Annotated in this window: 10 protein-coding genes and 1 other RNA gene; 8 read left to right on the top strand and 3 right to left on the bottom strand. The window is 72.7% G+C overall.

Annotated elements, in window-relative coordinates; translation table 11 throughout:
* Positions 1 to 2919, top strand: a complete 2919-nt coding sequence (locus tag ASF20_RS00865) for a bifunctional [glutamine synthetase] adenylyltransferase/[glutamine synthetase]-adenylyl-L-tyrosine phosphorylase (protein WP_056269831.1) — start codon at positions 1 to 3, stop codon at positions 2917 to 2919.
* Positions 2920 to 3175: 256 nt separating this feature from the next.
* Here the strand turns inward: ASF20_RS00865 and ASF20_RS00860 are convergent, their stop codons facing one another.
* Positions 3176 to 5566, bottom strand: coding sequence for an ATP-binding protein (locus tag ASF20_RS00860; protein ID WP_056269829.1), 2391 nt, complete (start codon positions 5564 to 5566; stop codon positions 3176 to 3178).
* Positions 5567 to 5759: 193 nt separating this feature from the next.
* On the bottom strand, positions 5760 to 8390 hold the full coding sequence (pepN, locus tag ASF20_RS00855; RefSeq protein ID WP_056269826.1) for an aminopeptidase N: 2631 nt from the start codon (positions 8388 to 8390) through the stop codon (positions 5760 to 5762).
* Between the two features lie 147 nt (positions 8391 to 8537).
* Between pepN and gloA the strand changes: the two genes are divergently transcribed.
* Positions 8538 to 8978, top strand: a complete 441-nt coding sequence (gene gloA, locus ASF20_RS00850; protein ID WP_056216966.1) for a lactoylglutathione lyase — start codon at positions 8538 to 8540, stop codon at positions 8976 to 8978.
* Between the two features lie 73 nt (positions 8979 to 9051).
* Here gloA and ASF20_RS24535 read toward each other — a convergent pair whose 3' ends face one another.
* Entirely contained in the window at positions 9052 to 9225 is a 174-nt protein-coding gene (locus ASF20_RS24535; RefSeq protein ID WP_200927173.1) for a hypothetical protein, read from the bottom strand.
* Positions 9226 to 9462: 237 nt separating this feature from the next.
* Here ASF20_RS24535 and rnpB point away from each other — a divergent pair.
* The 6 genes from rnpB (at position 9463) to ASF20_RS00825 (ending at position 16728) form a co-directional block, all read left to right on the top strand.
* An RNA gene (gene rnpB / locus ASF20_RS01315) (RNase P RNA component class A) lies at positions 9463 to 9873 on the top strand.
* Positions 9874 to 10384: 511 nt separating this feature from the next.
* Positions 10385 to 11443: a 16S rRNA (cytosine(1402)-N(4))-methyltransferase RsmH gene (gene rsmH, locus ASF20_RS00845; RefSeq protein ID WP_056269824.1), complete on the top strand. Its 1059-nt coding sequence runs from the start codon at positions 10385 to 10387 to the stop codon at positions 11441 to 11443.
* Positions 11440 to 11868: a hypothetical protein gene (locus ASF20_RS00840; RefSeq protein WP_056216973.1), complete on the top strand. Its 429-nt coding sequence runs from the start codon at positions 11440 to 11442 to the stop codon at positions 11866 to 11868. The genes rsmH and ASF20_RS00840 overlap by 4 nt, the downstream gene beginning before the upstream one ends.
* A gap of 119 nt (positions 11869 to 11987) precedes the next feature.
* Positions 11988 to 13781, top strand: coding sequence for a penicillin-binding protein 2 (locus tag ASF20_RS00835; RefSeq protein ID WP_056269988.1), 1794 nt, complete (start codon positions 11988 to 11990; stop codon positions 13779 to 13781).
* Entirely contained in the window at positions 13778 to 15256 is a 1479-nt protein-coding gene (locus tag ASF20_RS00830) for a UDP-N-acetylmuramoyl-L-alanyl-D-glutamate--2,6-diaminopimelate ligase (RefSeq protein ID WP_056269822.1), read from the top strand. Before ASF20_RS00835 ends, ASF20_RS00830 begins: the two co-directional genes overlap by 4 nt.
* On the top strand, positions 15253 to 16728 hold the full coding sequence (locus ASF20_RS00825) for a UDP-N-acetylmuramoylalanyl-D-glutamyl-2,6-diaminopimelate--D-alanyl-D-alanine ligase (RefSeq protein ID WP_056269819.1): 1476 nt from the start codon (positions 15253 to 15255) through the stop codon (positions 16726 to 16728). Before ASF20_RS00830 ends, ASF20_RS00825 begins: the two co-directional genes overlap by 4 nt.
* Positions 16729 to 16770 lie beyond the last annotated feature (42 nt).

The raw sequence follows: 16770 nt of genomic DNA, 5'->3' as shown, positions 1-16770 counted from the left end.
ATGAACCAGGCCGCCGACGCGCAGAGCCGCCGCCTTCGGGCGCGCTTGTCCGCCGCCCCGGTCCTGTCCGATCCCGACGGGGCGGCCGCGCGCCTCGCCGAGGTGGCGCCCGCCTGGCCGGCGGGCTTCCTCGACGCGCCCCTGCGTGCCCTGCTCCTCGGCCTCGCCGACCATTCCCCGTTTCTCTGGCAGCTGGTCGCCCGGGCGCCCGAGCGCCTCGCAGCCCTCGTCGAGGCCGAGCCGGAGGCGGCCCTGGCGGCTCTCGTCGCCCGGCAGCGGGATGCGGGCCGCGGGCCCGACCTCGACACCGTCGCCCGCGCGCTGCGGCAGAACCGGGCAGAGCACGCGCTCCTCGTCGCTCTGGCCGATCTCGGCGGGCTCTGGCCCCTGGCCACGGTGACCCAGGCCCTCTCGGACTTCGCCGACGCCTCGGTGCGGGCGGCCGCCGACGCCATGCTGCTCCAGGCCGCTTCGGCCGGGCGCTTCCTGCCCCGCGATCCGAGCGCACCCCAGGCCGGCTCCGGGCTCATCGTCCTGGCGCTCGGCAAGCACGGGGCGGGCGAGCTGAACTATTCGAGCGACATCGACCTCGTGGTCTTCTTCGACCCCGAGACCGCCCCCCTGAAGGCCGACCTGCCGCCGACGCCCTTCTTCAGCAAGCTGGCGCAGGGCATGGCCAAGCTGCTGCAGGAGCGCACCGCCGACGGCTACGTCCACCGGGTCGATTACCGCCTGCGCCCGGACCCGGGCTCGACCCCGGCGGCCCTCTCGCTCAACGCCGCCTACGTCTATTACGAGAACCTCGGCCAGAACTGGGAGCGGGCGGCCTACATCAAGGCGCGGGCGATCGCGGGCGACATCCCGGCCGGGGAGGCCTTCCTGGCGAACCTGCGCCCCTTCGTCTGGCGGAAGTACTTCGACTTCGCCTCCATCGCCGACGTGCACGCGATGAAGCGCCAGATCCACGCGGTGCGCGGCCACGACACGATCGCGGTGGCGGGGCACGACATCAAGCTGGGGCGCGGCGGCATCCGGGAGATCGAGTTCTTCGTCCAGACCCAGCAGCTCGTCTTCGGCGGGCGCCGGCCCGAGCTGCGCGGGCGCGGCACCGTCGCCATGCTCGACGGCCTGACCCGCGACGGCTGGATCGACGCCACCGCCCGCGACGACCTCACGGCGGCCTACGGCTTCCTGCGCACCATCGAGCACCGCCTGCAGATGCTGCGGGACGAGCAGACCCAGCGCCTGCCGAGCGAGGCCGACGAGCTCGAGCGCTTCGCGCGGTTCGCGGGCTTCGCCACGCGGGACGCCTTCGAGGCCGCCCTGTTCCACCAGGCCCGCCGGGTGCAGGGCCACTACGCCCTGCTGTTCGAGGCCGAGCCCGATCTTTCCTCCGATGTCGGCGACCTCGTCTTCAGCGGCACCGGCGACGACCCGGCGACCCTCGCGACCCTGGAGAAGCTCGGCTTCCGCGAGCCCGAGCGGGCGGTGGAGACCGTGCGTGGCTGGCATTTCGGGCGGCGGCCGGCGGTGCGGACGCCCCGGGCCCGCGAGGTGCTGACCGAGCTGGTGCCGGTGCTGATGCAGGCGCTCGGCGGCACCGCCCATCCGGACGCCGCCCTCGACACCCTCGACCGGGCCTTCGCCCGGATGCCGGCGGCCCTCGAACTCCTCACCATCCTGCGCTCGAACGAGCGCCTGCGCCTGCTCTTCGCCGACCTCCTCGGTACGGCGCCGCGCCTCGCCGAGACCGTTGCCTTCAGCCCGCACGTCCTCGACGCGGTGATCGACCGGGATTTCGCCGATGCCAGCGCGGATGCCGAGGCCCTGGCGCAGCAGGTTCGCGCCCGCCTCGGTCAGGCGAGCGACCACGAGGACTTCCTCGACCGGATCCGCGACGCCGCCCGCCAGCTCCGCTTCCTCACGGGTGCCCGGCTCCTCTCCGGCATCCTCTCGCCCGAGGAGGCCGGCCGCGCCTTCGCGGGCATCGCCGACGCGGTGATCGCCGTGACGGTGGAGCGCGTCTCCGCGACCTTCTTCTCCGAGCACGGGGCGGTGCCGAAGGGACGCCTCGCGGTGCTCGGCCTCGGGCGTCTCGGCGCGCGCCAGCTCACCGCGGATTCCGACCTCGACCTCGTGCTGGTCTACGACTTCGACCCCGAAGACCGCACCAGCGCCGGCCCGAAGCCCCTCGACGCGGCGGTGGCCTATAACCGTCTCGCCCAGCGCATCGTCGCCGCCCTCACGGTGCCGACCCGGCGCGGCCATCTCTACGAGGTCGACCTGCGCCTTCGGCCCGGCGGCGGCCAGGGCCCGGTGGCGGTGCAGTGGCGCAGCTTCCGCAGCTACCACGCCGAGGAGGCGGAGCTCTGGGAGCACATGGCCCTGACCCGCGCCCGGGTGATCGCCGGCGATGCGGGCCTCGGCGCCGAGCTCGACGGCGAGATCCGCGCCATCGTCGCCCGACCGCGGGACCCCGCCGACGTGCGGCGCGCGGTGCGGGAGATGCGCGCCCTCGTGGAGCGGGAGAAGGGCCATCGCGGTCCCCTCGACCTCAAGCTCGCCCCCGGCGGCCTCCTCGACCTCGACTTCCTGGCCCAGGCCCTGGTGCTCGGGCTGGCCCACCGGCGGCCGGACCTCGTCGGTCTCGGGGCCTGCGCGGTGTTCGCGAAGGCCGCCGACCACGGCGACCTCGCCCGCCCCGCGGCGGAGCGCCTGATCGAAGCCTACCGCCAGTTCGACGACGTGCTGCACTGGCAGCGCCTGATGGTGGAGGGCGACCCGGCCGAGGCCTCGCCCGTGGCCCTCTCGCGCCTCGCGGTGGCGATGGGTTCACCGGATTCAAACCGGCTGGTCGCCGGGCTCGACGAATCGCGCATGGAGATCCGCGCGCTGTTCGAGCGCCTGATGGCGGGGTGAGGACGAGGGGGCGGGCCGATGCCCTCCGTCCCGGCAGCGCGATCACCGACGGCAGCGCACCGTCATTCCGGGGCGCCACAGGCGAGCCCGGAATCCAGAGCCGCAGACGATGGAAAGTCCTGCACCACCTGTGTGTCTGGATCCCGGACTCCGCTGCGCGGCTCCGGGATGACGTGGTGCTGCGCGTGGGTTGCCGACGAGCGGATCGGTCCCTTCAATCCCCCTGCCTGCCAGAGGCCCCCGCCCCGAAAAGACCTCAGACCGTCTCCGGTACCGCCTCGGGCGGGCGCGGGGTGGCGCCGGCGGCGTCGCGAAGGGAGGCGACGGTTTCCTGGGCGGCGGCGTCGACGAGGTTGCGGCGGTTCTCTGCGGTCGGGATCGGCAGCCGCACCATCACGATGGTGCCGAGGCCCTCCTGGGAGCGGATGCGCAGGGCGCCGCCGTGCAGTTCGGCCATCGAGCGCGCGATGGCGAGGCCAAGCCCCGAGCCCTTGTGGCTGCGGGTGAGGTTGGTCTCGACCTGCTGGAACGGCGCGCCGAGGCGGCGCAGGGCCGATTTCGGGATGCCGATGCCGGTATCCTCCACGTAGATGTGGACGTTGGAACCGGCCGGCCGCGCCTTGATGATGATGCGGCCGTCGCCGGGGGGCGTGAACTTCACCGCGTTCTGCACGAGGTTGGTGAGGATCTGGTGCAGAGCGCGCTCGTCGGCCAGCACGGTCAGGTCCTCGACCACGTCCACGTTGATCGTCAGGGATTTGGCCCGGGCCGCCTCGCCTACGAGCTTCAGGGTGCCCTCGATCGCCCCGGCCACCGCGATCTCCCGCGGGGCGAGCTTCACCGTCTGGGCCTCGATGCGCGACATGTTGAGGATGTCGTCGATCACCGAGAGCAGGTAGTCGCCGCTGGTGCGGATGTCCCGGCAGTAATCGGTGTAGCGGGGCGAGCCGAGGGTGCCGTAGACCTCGCTCTCCATCAGCTCGGCGAAGCCCATGATGGCGTTGAGCGGCGTGCGCAGCTCGTGGCTCATGTTGGCGAGGAATTCGGACTTGGCCTGGTTGGCGCCCTCGGCCTGCGCCTTCTGGTCGAGGTAGCGCTCGGCGAGGTCGGCGAGCTGCTGGGTCTGGAGCTCCAGGGTCCGGCGGGAGCGCTTGAGGTCGCGCACGGTCTCGATCAGCTCGCGCTCGGACTGGACCAGCTGCTCCTGGTGGCGCTTGAGGCTGGTGATGTCGGTGCCCACCGAGACGTAGCCGCCGTCCTTGGTGCGGCGTTCGCTGATCTGGAGCCAGCGCCCGTCGGTGAGCTCGGCCTCGAAGGTGCGGGCGGTGGCGCCGCTCGGCTCCAGGTCCCGCAGCTCGCGCCGGACCGGCGGCAGCACGCCCCGGCCCATGATCTCGGCGTAGCGCCGGCCCGGAATCGCGTCCTCGGGGCTGAGGGCGTGGAGGTGGCGGAACTTCGAATTGCAGAGGACGAGGCGGTTGCCGGTGTCCCAGAGGACGAAGGCCTCGGAGATGGCCTCCACCGCGTCGCGCAGGCGCATGTCGGCGGTGGCGTTCAGTTCGGCGAGATTGCGCTGCTCGGTGACGTCGAGGGCGATGCCCACGAGGTGGCGGCCGCCGTCGATGGTGTCCGGCACGATCTCGGCCCGCATCCGCATCCAGACCCAGTTGCCGGTGGCGCCGCGCACCCGGAACTCGTGGTCGACGGTGGACTGGCTGGCCGCGAGGTGGCGCGCCAGGCTGTAGAGGTCGCCGTCGTCGGGGTGCACCAGGGCGTTCACGTCGCCGAAGGACAGGAACTCGCGCTCGCGGTGATAGCCGAGGAGCGCGTACATCGAATCGGACCAGTAGATCCGTCCGCGCGGGATGTCCCAGTCCCAGAGGCCGCAGCGGCCGCGGCCGAGGGCGGTGTCCAGGCGCTGCTTGATCTCCTCGCAGACCCGGTCGACGGCGTAGGCCCGGCGGGTCTGCAGGGCGTAGGCGATGCCGGTGCCGATGATGACCAGGGCGGCGGCCCCGAGGAGGATCGCCTGGTTGCGCATCCGGGTGGTCCAGGCGGCGGTGATGGCGGTGAGCGGCTGGAGCACCGCCACCTGGCCCCGCCCGCCGGGCAGGTTGCGCAGGGCCGCGATCACCACGGAGCCGTCCGCCAGGGTCACGGTCATCACGCCCGCGCTCTCGCCCAGGGTGGAGAGCGCCTGCATCTCCCCGAGATGCTGGGTCAGGGTGCGGCGGGGGCCGGGCAGGGGCGGATTGGCCGCCACGATGACGTCGTTGGGGGAGATCAGCAGGATCTGACGGCCGGCATGGAGCAGGCCCGGCGGCAACAGGGCGCCGAGGTTGCGGTGGGCCGCCTCGCCCTTGGCCTCGCCGTCGATGTCGATTCCGGCGAAGGCCGCCGCGGCGAGGCGGGTCACCGCCTCCACGTCCGTGGTCGCCGCCCGGATCACCTCCTCGCGCTGGGCCTGCAGCAGCATGGCCGCCACCGCCCCGAGGCAGATCAGGAACGTGGCGAAGAGGGCCGGCAGGGCGAAGCGCAGCCAGGTCTCGGCGCGCACGAAACGGACATGGGCGGCGTGTTGCGGCCGGTGGATGCCAAGAATCGTATCCGCACGCGCGGAGAGGGAAGCGGAATCCGCCTCCAGCATGGACTAACTCCGCCGTTGGGATTGTAGCACCGGGAAGGCGGGCCGCCCCGCTTTCCGAATCGTATACGATTCAACATTTCCGGTGGGGTTTTGTCCACGCGTTTTTTCCGGCCACGCTTGACTCCCGTTGCGAATCCGAGGTGCGGAATCGACGCCGGGGCGGGCCGAAAAAACGATTCTCTTCAGGCACTTGCTAGCCGGTGAGGGTCCGCTCCAGGATGTCCCCGACGTCCCGTGACAGACCGGCAACAGCGCGAATTTTCAGCAATGTGGTCTCGGCGCGGCCGCGGCGCTCCGGCTCCATCATCCGCCACGATCCGAAGGCCGTCAGGAGGCGCGCGGCCACCTGCGGGTTGGTCTTGTCGAGGGCCAGAACCGTCTCCGCCACAAGGGCATAGCCCGCGCCGTCGGGCCTGTTGAACTGGGTCGGATTGCCCATGCTGAAGCTGCCGATGAGGGACCGGACCCGGTTCGGATTGCCCATCGAGAAGGCCGGGTGAGTCTGCAGGCGGCGAATGCGGTCGGGGGTTTCGGCCTCCGGGATCCCGGCCTGGATCGCCAGCCACTTGTCGAGGACCAGGGGTTCGGCGCGGTAGGCCTCTGCGAATCGGTCGAGCGCCGCTTCGCGCTCGGGACCCGGAACCTGGGACAGGACCGAGAGGGCGGCGAGCCGGTCCGTCATCGTCGTCGCCGCGTCCATCTGGTGTGCGGCGAGCAGGCTCGCCGCGGCCGGATCGGCCGCTGCCACGAGGTCGAGGGCCGCGTTGCGGAGGGCGCGCCGGCCGGCGGCCGCGGCCTCGGGGCTGAACGGCGTGCCGGGCGCGTCCGCCAGCGCGTCGCGCAGGGCGAGGAACTGCGGCTTCAGGCGCGTCCCCAGCGCCCGGCGCAGGGCGTGCCGGGCCCGGTGGATCGCGTCCGGGTCGATCTCCGTGGCGATCTCGTTGGCGACGTCGGCCTCGCTCGGCAGGGCGAGGACCAGGGCGGCGAAGGCCGGGTCGATGAGGGCCTCGTCCGCCAGGAACCCGGCGAGGGCCGCGCCGAACCCGTCCGCCCCGGCCTCCGGCAGGGTGCCCGACCGCGTCCCCTGCACGAGGAGGCGCATGGCCACGCTCTGGGCCGCCTGCCAGCGGTTGAAGGGGTCGGTGTCGTGGCGCAGCAGCGTCAGCGCGTCGGCATCCGGCATCTCGATCTCGACCCGCACCGGGGCGGAGAAGCCGCGAAACAGCGAGGGCACGGGGCGCACGGGGACGTCGGTGAAGGTCAGGCTGTCGCTGGCCTGGTCGAGCACGAACACGCCGTCGGCGACCCGGTCGCTCGCCGCCCCGGCGAGGGGGCCGTCCGGTCCGATCAGGCCGAGGCGGATGGGGATCACCAGGGGCGGGGCCTCGGCGCTGCCGGGCAGGCTCTGGCGGAGGGCGAGACGGTAGGTCCGCGCCTCGGCGTCGTAGTGGCCCTGCACGGCGACCCGCGGCGTGCCGGGGCGCTCGTACCAGCGGGCGAAGGCGGTGAGGTCGCGGCCGGAGGTGGCTGCGAAGGCGGCGAGGAAATCCTCAACCGTGGCGGCGGTGCCGTCGTTGTCGGCGAAATAGCGGTCCATCCCGGCACGAAAGGCGTCCGCGCCGAGGAGCGTGCGCAGCATCCGCACGATCTCGGCGCCCTTCTCGTAGACGGTGGCCGTGTAGAAGTTGTTGATCTCGGTGTAGTGCCGCGGCCGCACCGGGTGGGCCAGCGGCCCGGCATCCTCGGGGAACTGGCGTGCCCTCAAGGTGCGGACCTCGCCGATGCGATGCACCGCGCGGGAGCGCATGTCGGAGGAGAATTCCTGGTCCCGGAAGACCGTCAGGCCCTCCTTGAGGCAGAGCTGGAACCAGTCGCGGCAGGTGATGCGGTTGCCGGTCCAGTTGTGGAAGTACTCGTGCGCGATGATCGCCTCGATGGCGGCGTAGTCCGCGTCGGTGGCCGTCTCGGGGGAGGCCAGGACGTAGCGGTCGTTGAAGATGTTGAGGCCCTTGTTCTCCATCGCGCCCATGTTGAAGTCCGAGACCGCGACGACGTTGAAGACGTCGAGGTCGTAGGCGCGGCCGAAGGCGGTCTCGTCCCAGGCCATCGAGCGGGCCACCGCGTCGAGGGCGTAGTCGGCCCGCGCCGCCTTTCCGGGCTCGACATAGACGGCGAGCTCCACCACGCGGCCCTCGCTGGTGGTGAAGGGGCGCCGCACGGCGTCGAGGCGGCCTCCCACCAGGGCGAAGAGGTAGGCGGGCTTCGGGTGGGGATCGTGCCAGGTCGCGAAGTGGCGCCCGGGGCCGGCCGCGCCAGACTCCACGCGGTTGCCGTTGCCCAGCAGAACCGGCGCCGCGTCGCGATCGGCCTCGATCCGCGTGGTGTAGACCGCCATCACGTCGGGCCGGTCGAGGAAGTAGGTGATCCGCCGGAAGCCGTCGGCCTCGCACTGGGTGCAGTAGACCCCGTTCGAGCGGTAGAGCCCCATCAGCTTGGTGTTGGCGCTCGGGTCGATCCGGGTCTCGATGCCGAGGGTGAAGGGGCCCGCCGGCGGCCGGTGCACGGTCAGGCCGGCCGGCGAGACGCTGTAGGCCTCGGGCGCGAGGTCGGCGCCGTCGAGGGTGAGGCGCTCCAGCACCAGGTCCTCGCCGTCGAGGACGAGGGGGGCGCCCGGGCGCCCGGCCGGGTTGGGGGCCAGGGTCAGCCGGGCCCGGACCCGGGTGGCGGTGGGATGGAGCGCGACGTCGAGGTCCACCGTGTCGATCCGGTAGTCGCTGGGGCGGTAATCCTCCAGGCGGATCGGGATCGGGGCTTCGGTGCGCATGCGGACTCCTCGGGCTGAGCCCCCACTGTGCGGGGTGCGCCGCGGCGGCGCAACGCGCGCCGGCTCCGGCGCGTTGACGCGCATCCCGCGTTGACGCGTGCGCGCGCCGGACCACATAGGCGCCAGTCCCTCGGAGAGCTCCAACCCATGCGATTCCTGCACACCATGGTCCGCGTCGCGGACCTCGACCGCGCCCTCGACTTCTACGTGAACACCTTCGGGCTGCAGGAGGTGCGGCGCGTCGACAACGAGAAGGGCCGCTTCACCCTCGTGTTCCTCGCCGCCCCCGACGATGCCGGCACGGCCAAAGAGACCCAGGCGCCCGTGATCGAGCTGACCCACAACTGGGACCCGGAGACCTATTCGGGCGGGCGCAACTTCGGCCACCTCGCCTACGAGGTCGACGACATCTACGCGTTCTGCGCCAAGCTGCAGGCGGCCGGGGTCACGATCAACCGCCCGCCCCGCGACGGCAACATGGCCTTCGTGAAGTCCCCCGACGGCATCTCGATCGAGCTGCTGCAGAAGGGCCCGGCCAAGCCGCCGCAGGAGCCCTGGTCCTCCATGGAGAACACCGGCTCCTGGTAGCGTCCACCCGGGACGGACGACCCCGCGCGGGGCCGTTCGTCCCGGTCCAGATCCCCAGTGTCGGTCCCCGCTCTCAGGCGCCGGTCTCGGGCACGGGCGTGATGCCGAGCTGGGTCAGCTTGGCCGCCACGATCTCGATCGGCCGGCGCAGCTTCAGGCTCATGACGGAGACCGGGATGCCCTCGCGGGCCATCTCGGTGAGTTGCTGGACGGATTCGAGCGTCCAGGCCGTGTCGTTCGTCGCCATCGCGTCCTCCTGATCCGTTGCGGTCCGGGATCCCGTCGGACCCGGGACCCCGGATGGTCCGTGGCGGCGCCGGACCCGCCGGCGCGCCAGCCCTGGACACCTGGCGCGAGGCGCGGGCTCCGCAAGCGGCGAGGCCAAAATCCGGGCATGCCGCTCCGTGCGGCAGCGCCCGTTCCCCGCCCGGCGACGTCCGGGGCCTTGACCCCCGGGCCGTGCCCGGCGCACACCCGCGCCGGATCAGTCGGCCGGGCGGCCGCTCCGGCCCGCAAGGTCCGGGGAGGAAAGTCCGGGCTCCATGGAGAGACGGTGCCGGATAACGTCCGGCGGGGGCGACCCCAGGGACAGTGCCACAGAGAGCAGACCGCCACGGACCGGCGCGAGCCGATCCGCGGTAAGGGTGAAAGGGTGCGGTAAGAGCGCACCGCGGACGCGGCAACGCGGACGGCACGGCAAACCCCACCGGGAGCAAGACCGAATAGGGGCGACACGGCGGGCCTTACGGTCCGTCAGGCCCTCTCTCCAGGCCCGTCGCCCGGGTTGGTTGCTCGAGGCGATCGGCAACGATCGTCCCAGAGGAATGGCCGCCACGTCCGGGGACCGCGAGGGTCCCGGGCCCTACAGAACCCGGCTTATAGGCCGACTGATCCGCCTGAAGGTTCATCGCGGGCGGCGTCCGCCCGGGACGTCTTGCCCGGCCCGGCCGGCGGACCGTTTGAGGCGCCGGACTGCCCGCGCGCGATGAGAAATGGCCGTCGGTGCCCCATTCCCGGTGGTTGCGACGGCGCGCACCGGCAGACCGCTTTGCGCGGGAAAACTTACGCTCGGTTAACCTTGCTGAGGTCTGATCGTCCCGAGCCGCTCCCCCTCGGCCAGGTTCGTTGACGGCGCTCAGAGGCCCATGGTACCCCGATTCATCCCGTCAACGGCGATTTTCGGATCGACGGACGCACCCTGTCCCAGGCAGGCCGGTGTCCGCATGCGCGGTCGCGTCACGCGTCGACCCGGAGACGCCCCGTCTCTCCGAGCCGCGCCTGCGCGCTCCAGCCCCGTGGAAGGGACGCATGCGCCGCATCAGTCCGCTCGAGTCCTCGCTTCGTCCCTCCGCCCATGCGGCGTCCGTACCCGGGCGGGCGCGACCGCCGCGCGCCGGGGCGCCCCGATGACGCGCGCTCCCCGCGAGGCGCGGGTGAACCGGGTGCCCGACGGGGCGCCGCACGTCCCCGTCCTCCTGGCGGAGGTCCTCGATTCCCTCGACCTGCCGGGCCGGGCTCTGGCCGTGGACGGCACCTTCGGGGCCGGCGGCTACACCCGCGCGATGCTCGCGGCCGATCCGTCCGTTCACGTTCTGGCGATCGATCGCGACCCCGGCGCCATCGCGGGCGGGGCACCCCTGGTGGCCGAGGCCGGCGGGCGCCTGACCCTGGTGCCGGGCCGCTTCGGCGGGCTCGACGCCTGCGTTCAGGGCGCCGGCCATGCCGCCGCCGACGCGGTCGTCCTCGATATCGGCGTCTCGTCGATGCAGATCGACCAGCCCGAGCGCGGCTTCTCCTTCCGCAACGACGGCCCCCTCGACATGCGCATGGAGCGCGCCGGGCCGAGTGCCGCCGACCTCGTCAACGAGTCCGAGGAAGCCGACCTCGCCGACATCATCTTCCACTACGGCGAGGAGCGCCGCTCCCGCGCCGTCGCCCGGGCGATCATCGAGGCGCGCCGCAGGGGCCGCATCGAGACCACCGCGGCCCTGGCCGACATCGTCGCCAGCGTGGTCTGGGCGGATCCCGCCAGCGGCATCCACCCGGCGACCCGGACCTTCCAGGGCCTGCGCATCGCGGTCAACGACGAGCTCGGCGAGCTCGTGCAGGCGCTCCACGCCGCCGAGCGCATCCTGCGGCCCGGCGGCCGCCTCGCGGTGGTGACCTTCCATTCGCTGGAGGACCGGATCGTGAAGCAGTTCTTCTCGGCCCGCAGCGGCCGGGCGGCCCAGGCCTCCCGCCACCTGCCGAGCCTGGAAGCGCCGGCCCCCCGCAGCTTCGCGGCCGTGACCAAGGGTCCGGTGCTGCCGACCGAGGCCGAGACCGCCGCCAATCCCCGTGCCCGCTCGGCCAAGCTGCGCGCGGTGGAACGCACGGACGCCCCCGTGCCCGCCCCCCTGGCCGCCATCGAGACCCTGGCCGCGCTGCCCGCGCGGACCGGTCGGAGCGGAGGAGCACGCCGGTGATCCGTTTGCTCAACCTGATCGCGGTGCTCGGCCTGATCGGCTCGGCGATCTACGCCTACTCGATCAAGTACGACACGCTCTACCAGGCCGGGCAGGTCTCGAAGGCCCAGACCCAGCTCAAGAAGGAGCGCCAGGCCATCGCGGTGCTGCGCGCCGAGTGGCAGCTCCTGACCCGGCCCGACCGGCTCCAGGCGGCGGTGGACCGCTACCTCGCCCTCGAGCCCATCGGCACCGCCCATCTCGGCCGCCTCGCCGACCTGCCGGCGCGGCCCGACCGCGGCGACGAGATCGGCCGGCTGCTGGCCGCCACCGCGACGCCGAAGGAGAAGCCGGTGGCGGGCCGCGGCGGCGACGAGCCGCGCACCACCGGCAGCATCACGCCGCGCACCACCACGACCAGAACCCCGACCACGACTTCGAGGTAGTGCCCGTGTCCGAAGTCCCGCCGCCCGGCCGAGACCCGATTCCCGCCCGAGACGCCGATTCCGCCGCCGCGTCGACCCCCGCGCCGGCCGAGCCCACTGCCGTCGCGGCGCCGGACGCGATGCCCGTCGAGCGGACGCGGCTGGAGCCGGCCGCCGAGGGCCTCGCGCCACCGCCCGTGTCGCGGCGCGCCTGGGTCATCCGTAACGCGCGGGCGATGTTCCACCTCGCCATCGAGCGCTCCTACACCCGCGTCGGCCTCGTGGGCCTCGCCTTCACGCTGGTCTTCGGCACCATCGCCGGCCGCCTGATCCTCGGGGCGGCCTTCCCGGAGGCCGACAACGGCGACCGCCGGATCGCGGCCGCCGCCACCACGGCGATCCGGCCCGACATCGTCGACCGCAACGGCGAGATCCTCGCCACCGACATCCGCACGGTCTCGATCTTCGCCGAGCCGCGCAACATCTACGACAAGGACGAGGCGGTCGAACTCCTCACCGCCGTGCTGCCGCAGATCAACGCCACCGAACTGCGCGCCAAGCTCTCCACCAAGAAGGGCTTCGTCTGGGTCAAGCGCGAGATCACGCCGAAGCAGCAGGCCGAGGTCCACCGCCTCGGCATCCCGGGCATCGGCTTCCTGCCCGACCACAAGCGCGTCTACCCGAACGGCGTGGCCGCGGCCCACATCCTCGGCGTGACCAACCTCGACAACATCGGCATCGCGGGCATCGAGAAGTACATCGACAACCAGGGCAACAAGGCCCTCAACGATTTCGGCCTCGTGGCCAAGCAGACCGACCTCGCGCCGATCCAGCTCTCCATCGACCTGCGCGCGCAGTTCGCCGTGCGGGACGAGCTCGCCTGGGGCCTGGAGCACTTCAAGGCCAAGGCCGCCGCCGGCATGATCCTCGACGTCCAGACCGGCGAGGTCATCGCGCTCGCCTCCCTGCCGGACTTCGACCCGAACGACCCGGCCGATGCGCTCAACCCCGACCGCATCAACCGCATGAACGTCGGCGTCTACGAGATGGGCTCGACCTTCAAGGCGATGACCCTGGCGATGGCGCTCGATTCCGGCAAGTACAACGTCAACTCGACCTTCGACACCCGCGGCGGCGTGCTGAACTGGGGCCGCCAGAAGATCCACGAATATCACGGCACCAACCGGGTCATCACCATGCCGGAGGTGTTCACGCACTCGTCCAACATCGGCTCGGCCAAGATGGCCCTCGGCATCGGCGTGCCCGGCCACAAGGCCTTCCTGAAGAAGATGGGCCTGACCGACCGCATGCGGACGGAGCTGCCCGAGAGCGCCGAACCCCTGGTGCCGCCGCGCTGGACCGAGATCAACACCATCACCATCGCGTTCGGCCACGGCCTCGCGGTGGCGCCGATCCAGGCGACCGCGGCGGTGGCGGCCATCGCCAATGGCGGCTTCCTGATGACCCCGACCTTCCTCAAGACCACGCCCGAGGCGGCGATGGCCAAGGCCACCCGGGTGCTCAAGCCCGAGACCAGCGAGGCCATGCGCTTCATCATGCGCCTCAACGCCGTCGAGGGCTCGGCCAAGAAGGCCGCGATCCCGTACTACTTCGTGGGCGGCAAGACCGGAACCGCCGAGAAGGTGATCCACGGCCGCTACGTGAAGAACCGCCTGTTCACGACCTTCATGGCCGCCGCCCCCATGAACAACCCGAAATACCTCTTCGTCACCATCATGGACGAGCCGCAGGGCCTGCCGGAATCCGGCGGCTACGCCACGGCGGCCTGGAACTCCGGCGTCGTCACCGGCCGGACGATCGAGCGGGTCGCGCCCATCCTGGGCCTGCCGCCGCAATTCGATCCGCCGGCGAAGCCCTTCCCCCTCATGGTGAAGCTCGGCGCCTACCACGCCACGCAGGTGGACGGGCGATGAGCGGGCCGACCCTCGGCGGGCTCTTTCCCGAGGCGGAGGCCGGCCTCGCCGGCTTGCCGGTCGCGGGGCTCACGGCGGACTCCCGCAAGGTCGCGCCGGGCTTCGTCTTCGTCGCCGTGCCCGGCACCGTCGCGGATGGCCGCCGCTTCGCCGCGGACGCCGCGACCGCCGGCGCCGTGGCGGTGGTGAGCGAGGGCGCGCGGCCGAAGGGGCTCGACGGGCGCGTGCCCTACGTCGCCGTGGCGGACGTGCGCCGCAGCCTCGCCCGCGCGGCCCGGGCCTTCTCGGGCCGGCAGCCGGCCCAGGTGGTGGCGGTGACGGGGACGAGCGGGAAGAGCTCGGTCACGGATTTCGTGCGCCAGATCCTGGCCCGCCTCGGCGCCGAGGCCGCGAGCCTCGGCACGGTGGGCATCGTTACCAACCGGGGCGCCACCTACGGCTCCCTGACCACCCCCGACCCCGTGACCCTGCACGCCACCCTGGCGCGGCTGGCCGAAGACGGCATCGCCTACCTGGCCATGGAGGCCTCCTCCCACGGGATCGAGCAGCGCCGCCTCGACGGGGTCGAGCTCGCCGCGGTGGGCTACACCAACCTCGGGCGCGACCACCTCGACTACCACGCCACCATGGACGATTACCTGGCGGCCAAGCTGCGGCTGTTCACGACCCTGGCGCAGCCCGGCATCCCGGCGGTGATCAACCTCGACGGCGCCTATGCCGACGTCGTGGTGGCGGCCGCCGCCGCCCGCGGCCTCGACGTCCACACCACGGGGTCGAAGGGCGACACGGTGCGGCTGGTCTCCGCGCGCACCGAGGGCTTCCACCAGCACCTCGCCCTGCAGGCGCCCGGTCCCTCGGGCCGGCTGCAGGACTACGCCGTGCGCCTGCCGCTGGTCGGCGGCTTCCAGGTGGAGAACGCGCTGCTCGCCGCCGGCCTCGTCCTGGCGACCCCCGCCGGCCGGGCCGACCCCGCGGGCGTGATCGCCGCCCTCGACCACCTCACCGGCGTGCCGGGCCGGATGGAGCGGATCGGCGAAGCGAATGGCGGCCTGTGCCTCGTGGACTACGCCCACAAGCCGGAGGCCCTCGAGGGCGTGCTGACCGCCCTTCGCCCCTTCGCGACGGGGCGCCTGCGCCTCGTCTTCGGCTGCGGCGGCGACCGCGACACCGGCAAGCGCCCGATCATGGGCGCCATCGCGGCGGACAAGGCGGACGTCGTCATCGTCACCGACGACAATCCGCGCAGCGAGGACCCGGCGGCGATCCGCGCCGCGATCCTGGCCGCCGCCCCGGGCGCCGTCGAGATCGGCGACCGGGCCGAGGCGATCTGTACCGCCGTGCGGGCCCTGGAGCCCGGCGACGTCCTCGTGGTGGCCGGCAAGGGCCATGAAACCGGCCAGATCGTGGGGTCACAGGTTCTGCCCTTCTCGGACCACGACGTCCTCCGGGCTGCGATCGCGGAACGCTCAGCATGACCCAAACGACCCCGCCCGGCACGGCCCCGCTCTGGAGCGGCGAAGCCCTGGAGGCCGCCACCGGCGGCACCCTCCTGGGCGCGCGCAGGCCGATCACCGGCGCCTCGATCGACACCCGCACGCTGGAGCCGGGCGACCTGTTCTTCGCCATCCGGGGCGAGGCCCGGGACGGGCACGACTTCGTCGCGGCCGCCCTGGCGCGCGGTGCCGGCGCGGCCGTGGTCGCCGCCGACCGGGCGCAGGCCTTCGCCGAAGCCGGGCCGGTCCTGGCGGTGGCGGGGGCGGGCGAGGACCCGGTCCTCGACGCCATGTGGGCGCTCGGCGCCGCGGCCCGCGCCCGAACCGACGCGGGCATCGTCGCGGTGACGGGGTCGGTCGGCAAGACCGGGACCAAGGAGGCCCTGCGCCACGTCCTGTCCGCGCAGGGGGCGACCCACGCCTCCATCGCCTCCTACAACAACCACTGGGGCGTCCCCCTGACCCTGGCGCGGATGCCGGCCCAGACGCAGTTCGGCGTGTTCGAGATCGGCATGAACCACGGGGGCGAGATCGTGCCGCTCACCGCGATGGTGCAGCCCGACATCGCCCTGATCACGACGGTCGAGCCCGTCCATATCGAGCACTTCGCCTCCGTGTCGGCCATCGCCGACGCCAAGGGCGAGATCTTCTCGGGCCTGAAGGCCGGCGGCACCGCGATCCTCAACCGCGACAACCCCCACTATGCCCGCCTCCTCGCCCATGCCCTGGCCTCGCGGGCGGGCCGGGTCGTCAGCTTCGGCGAGCACCCGGAGGCGGATGTCCGCGCGCAGCGCATCGTCCTGCGCCCCGACCTCTCGGTGGTGGATGCGGTGGTGATGGGCATCCCGGTGACCTACCAGCTCGGCACGCCGGGCCGGCACACGGCCATGAATTCCCTCGGCGTGATGGCGGTGGTGCATGCGCTCGGGGCGGACCTCGCCCGCGCGGCCCTGTCGCTGGCGGCCCTGCGCCCGCCCGTCGGCCGCGGCGAGCGCACCGCCCTGGCGATCGGGGCGGGCGAGGCCTTCCTGGTCGACGAGAGCTACAACGCCAACCCGGCCTCCATCCGCGCCGCCCTGGCGACGCTCGCCGGCATCGAGACCGGCCCGCGCGGGCGCCGCATCGCGGTGCTGGGCGACATGCTCGAACTCGGGCCCGAGGGCGAGGCCCATCACCGCGACCTCGCCGGACCGGTGGAGACGGCGAAGGTCGACCTCGTCTTCACGGCCGGCCCGCTGATGCGAAACCTGTTCGAGGCCCTGCCGGTGAGCCGGCGCGGCGCCTGCGCGGCGACCTCGGCCGACCTCCTCGAGCCCGTGCTCTCCGCGCTCCGTCCCGGAGACGCCGTGATGGTGAAGGGCTCGAACAGCATCCGCATGGGCCGGATTGTGGAAGCGCTCAAAGCCCGTTACGCGAACGCCCAAGCCGAACCGCCGCACGCCGTCGCGCGCTGAGGCGACCGTCATCACGGCCGGGGAGGGGGCGCGGCGCGCCCC

The organism is Methylobacterium sp. Leaf88 (assembly GCF_001422795.1).
Lineage (GTDB): Bacteria > Pseudomonadota > Alphaproteobacteria > Rhizobiales > Beijerinckiaceae > Methylobacterium.
The sequence above is the reverse complement of the archived record's forward strand: the minus strand, read 5'-3'. Positions and strand labels throughout refer to the sequence as shown.

Bases quoted from the DNA above. Each gene is read 5' to 3' on its own strand.
- ASF20_RS00865 (WP_056269831.1), top strand. From the start codon at position 1: ATGAACCAGGCCGCCGACGCGCAGAGCCGCCGCCTTCGGGCGCGCTTG.
- ASF20_RS00860 (WP_056269829.1), bottom strand. From the start codon at position 5,566: ATGCTGGAGGCGGATTCCGCTTCCCTCTCCGCGCGTGCGGATACGATT.
- pepN (WP_056269826.1), bottom strand. From the start codon at position 8,390: ATGCGCACCGAAGCCCCGATCCCGATCCGCCTGGAGGATTACCGCCCC.
- gloA (WP_056216966.1), top strand. From the start codon at position 8,538: ATGCGATTCCTGCACACCATGGTCCGCGTCGCGGACCTCGACCGCGCC.
- ASF20_RS24535 (WP_200927173.1), bottom strand. From the start codon at position 9,225: ATGGCGACGAACGACACGGCCTGGACGCTCGAATCCGTCCAGCAACTC.
- rsmH (WP_056269824.1), top strand. From the start codon at position 10,385: ATGACGCGCGCTCCCCGCGAGGCGCGGGTGAACCGGGTGCCCGACGGG.
- ASF20_RS00835 (WP_056269988.1), top strand. From the start codon at position 11,988: ATGCCCGTCGAGCGGACGCGGCTGGAGCCGGCCGCCGAGGGCCTCGCG.
- ASF20_RS00830 (WP_056269822.1), top strand. From the start codon at position 13,778: ATGAGCGGGCCGACCCTCGGCGGGCTCTTTCCCGAGGCGGAGGCCGGC.
- ASF20_RS00825 (WP_056269819.1), top strand. From the start codon at position 15,253: ATGACCCAAACGACCCCGCCCGGCACGGCCCCGCTCTGGAGCGGCGAA.